The 4,100-nt window shown below is 66.6% G+C and carries 3 protein-coding genes; 2 read left to right on the top strand and 1 reads right to left on the bottom strand.

All coding sequences use genetic code 11. The features are described from left to right. A partial coding sequence (gene cysG / locus WA702_RS25060; protein WP_425113231.1) for a siroheme synthase CysG occupies positions 1-1,170 on the bottom strand: 1,170 nt, incomplete at its 3' end. Between the two features lie 252 nt (positions 1,171-1,422). Here cysG and cysD point away from each other — a divergent pair. After that, positions 1,423-2,217 (top strand): sulfate adenylyltransferase subunit CysD, encoded by a 795-nt coding sequence (gene cysD, locus WA702_RS25055; protein ID WP_425113232.1) that lies wholly within the window; start codon positions 1,423-1,425, stop codon positions 2,215-2,217. A 27-nt stretch (positions 2,218-2,244) separates the two neighbouring features. After that, the coding region (cysC, locus tag WA702_RS25050) for an adenylyl-sulfate kinase (protein ID WP_425113230.1) at positions 2,245-4,100 on the top strand (1,856 nt) is incomplete at its 3' end.

Raw genomic sequence — 4,100 nt, 5'->3', positions numbered from 1 at the left:
CATGTAGACCACGACCGTCATTTTGGTGTCGGTGAGCGCAGACCAGTCGACGGCCTCGGCATCGCGCTCCTTGTGCGCGGTGAGGAAGGTGATGCGCAGCGCCTTGCTGCGGAAGGTCAGCGGCACTTCGAATTGCGCGGCGGCGCCCAGCCCCGCCGTGATGCCCGGCACGATCGTGTAGTTCACACCAGCTTTGCGCAGCGCGTCGACTTCCTCGCCGCCGCGGCCGAACACGTAGGCATCGCCGCCCTTCAGGCGCACCGCGCGCTTGCCCGCGTGCGCCGCCTCGATCAGCAGCTTGTTTACGGCATCCTGGCCGATGCCGGGCTTGCCGACCCGGCGGCCGACGGGGACGCGCGCCGCATCGCGGCGGATGCGGTCGAGAATTTCAGGCGTCACCAGCTCGTCGTAGTACACGACGTCGGCGTCCTGCAGCGCGCGCAGGCCCTTCACGGTCAGCAGGTCCGGATCGCCCGGACCGGCGCCGACGAGCGTGACATGACCGGTGCTAGCGCCAGCTTCATTTGCGCCCGCATAGGCCGCGGGATCGTCGATCTCGTTCAGCGCAGCTTCGGCCTCGGCGTTGCGCCCGGCCAGCACCAGCGCGCCGATCGGACCGTCGACGATGCGCTCCCAGAACCGGCGCCGCAGCGGCATCTCGACGATGCCTGCATTGATCTGCTTGCGGCGTTCGCCGATAAAGCCGGCGAGATCGCCGATCCGGGCCGGCAGCAGCGCCTCGATCTTCTCGCGCAACCTGCGCGCCACCACCGGCGAGGTGCCGCCGGTGCCGATCGCCACCACGACATCGCCGCGATCCACGATCGCCGGAAAGATGAAGGTGGAGTGATCGAGATCGTCCATCACGTTGACCGGCAGGCCGAGCGACTTCGCCCGTAGCGACATCGCGACCCCGAGGTCACCCGCGCCCGCGCACAGCACCGCGATGACGCCGGAGAGATCGGCACTGAGCGGATCGCCCTGCGCCAGCTCGACGCGCGCGGCGTCCGCGCCGAGCGCGTCCAGGTCATGATGGTCATCCGTCGCGTACCATCTGATACGCGCGCCTGCGGCGGCAAGCACACGCAGCTTGGCATGCGCGAGCTCGCCGGCGCCGAGAAGCAGCACCGGGCCGGCAGTCAGGTCGAGGAACACGGGCAGATAGCGCATCGCGGAACTTTATCGTCCTTTGATCCCAGTTTTCTGGTTGACTGGAATTATTTTCTATATATGTGTCAGATCATCCACGCAAAGAGAAATTTATTCCTTCTCTTTGCCGAGATAAATAGAGAAATTTCTCCTCGGAAGACGGCGGATTGCAGGATGCATCTTCTCAAGAACGACTCCGCGCTAGACAAGTTGCCGGCGCCCAAGGGGGTTCAAGCATCTTCCATGCCGCGCATTCTCGACCAGGCGCAGGCGATGGATCATCTCGACGCCCTGGAGGCGCAGAGCATCTACATCCTCCGCGAGGCCTTTGCACGGCTGAAGAAGCTGGCGCTGCTGTGGTCGCTCGGCAAGGACTCCAACGTGATGATCTGGCTGGCGCGCAAGGCCTTCTTCGGCAAAGTGCCCTTCCCCGCCTTGCACGTCGATACCGGCAAGAAGTTTCCAGAGATGTACGCCTTCCGCGACATCTATGCGAAAGAATGGAATCTCGATCTCAAGGTCGAACCGTGCCCGCCGATTGATGCCGTCGATCCCACGCTGCCGCCGGCGGCACGTTCGGCCGCGCGCAAGACCGAGGGCCTGAAGGGCGCGCTCGCCAAGCATGGCTTCGACGGCCTGATCGCCGGCATCCGCCGCGACGAGGAGGCAACGCGCGCCAAGGAGCGCGTGTTCTCGCCGCGCGGGCTGGACGGCAATTGGGACGTGCGCGACCAGCCGCCGGAGTTCTGGGACCAGTTCAATGCCTCGCCGCCGCCGGGCGCGCATTTGCGCATTCACCCGATCCTGCATTGGACCGAAGCCGACATCTGGGCCTACACCGCACGCGAGAACATCCCGATCATCCCGCTGTATCTTGCCAACAACGGCAAGCGCTATCGCTCGCTCGGCGATCAGGACATCACCTTTCCGGTCGCCTCCACCGCAACGAGCATTCCGGAAATCCTGGCCGAGCTGGAAAGCACCAAGGTGCCCGAGCGCGCGGGGCGCGCGCTCGACCACGAGACCGAAGACGCGTTCGAGCGGCTGCGCGTCGCCGGCTATCTCTGATAATGACTCCAGCTTGAGCGTGTCCTGATGAACATGATTGCCCCCGCGCCGCTGTCCGCCGTCGCCGATAGCATCCCCAGCCCGCAGCTCCGGCCGCAAGTCCGCATCGTCATCGTCGGCCATGTCGACCACGGTAAGTCGACCCTGGTCGGCCGCCTGCTGCACGAGACCGGCAGCCTGCCGGAGGGTAAGCTCGAAATGCTGAAGGCGGTCAGCGCCCGGCGCGGCATGCCGTTCGAATGGTCGTTCCTGCTGGATGCGCTGCAGACCGAGCGCGACCAGGGCATCACCATCGACACCACGCAGATCCGCTTCCGCACCAATGCGCGCGACGTCGTGCTGATCGACGCACCCGGCCACGCCGAATTCCTGCGCAACATGATCACCGGCGCCTCGCAGGCCGACGGCGCGGTGCTGATCATCGATGCCCGCGAAGGCGTGCGCGACCAGACCCGCCGGCACGGCTATCTGCTGCATCTGCTCGGCGTGAAGCAGGTTGCAGTGGTGGTCAACAAGATGGACCGGGTGGAGTTCTCCGCCGACCGCTTCCGCGAGATCAGCGACGAGATCACGGCGCATCTTTCCAGCCTGGGCGTGACGCCGACAGCCGTGATCCCGATCTCGGCGCGCGATGGCGACGGCGTCGCCGCGCGCACGCCGCGCATCGATTGGTATGATGGCCCGACAGTCGTCGAGGCACTCGACCGGCTCGAGCCGGCGCGGCCGCTGGAAACCTTGCCGCTGCGACTCGCGGTGCAGGCGATCTACAAATTCGACGACCGCCGCATCGTCGCCGGCCGCATCGAGTCCGGCCAGCTTCAGACGGGCGACGAGATCGTGATCATGCCGGCCGGGAAGATCGCAAAAATCAGGACGGTCGAAGGCTGGCCGGCAACGCCGGTCACGGTGCCGCAGGGTGCAGGCCGCTCGGTCGGCATTACGCTCGACCGTGAGCTGTTCGTCGAGCGCGGCGACGTCATCGCCCATCTCGACCGCAATCCGCAGGACACGCGGCGGCTGCGCGCCCGGATCTTCTGGCTGCACGATCAGCCGCTCGCCAAGGGCGACAGCATCCTGGTGCGGCTTGGCACCCGCGAGACCCGCGCGACCGTCGTCGCAATCGACAAGGCGGTCGATCCCGGCTCGCTGTCGAACGAGCCGGCTATTTCGATCGCGCGCAACCATGTCGGCGAGATCGACATCTCCCTGGCGCAGCCGGTCGCAGCCGATCCCTACGCGGAAAATCCGCGCACCGGGCGGTTGGTGATCGAGGTCAATGGCCGCATCGCTGGCGGCGGCCTGGTGCTGTCGGTCGACGCAGGCCAACGCGCTGCGCCGATCGACATCGTGCCGGTGGAATCGGCGCTGAAACCCGAGGAGCGCGCCGCACGCTATCGCCACAACGGCGCGGTGATCTGGCTCACCGGCCTGCCCGGCGCCGGCAAGTCGACCATCGCGCGCGCGCTCGAGCGGCGGCTGTTTGGCCGCGGCGGCGCACCGATCCTGCTCGACGGCGACACCTTACGTGCCGGCCTCAACGGCGATCTCGGCTTCACGCCGGAAGATCGCGCCGAGAATATCCGCCGCCTGGCGGAGGTCGCCACCCATCTGGCACGCAACGGCCATATCGCCATCGTCGCCGCGGTCTCGCCGGCTCGCGACGACCGCGCGAGCGCCCGCCGCATCGCCGATCATCTATTCCGCGAGGTCTATGTCGCGACGCCGGCCGAAATCTGCGAAAGCCGCGACCCCAAGGGCCATTACGCCAAGGCTCGCGCCGGCGCATTGAAGAATTTTACGGGCACCGGTAACGACTACCAGGCGCCTGATGCCGCCGAGTTGGTGCTCGACACCACGACGCGCTCGGTGTCGGACTCCGTCGA

It is taken from the genome of Bradyrhizobium sp. (genome assembly GCF_049798375.1).
In the GTDB taxonomy this organism is placed as follows: domain Bacteria; phylum Pseudomonadota; class Alphaproteobacteria; order Rhizobiales; family Xanthobacteraceae; genus Bradyrhizobium.
Note: the sequence above shows the minus strand (reverse complement) of the source record. Positions and strands in the feature narration are given on the sequence as shown.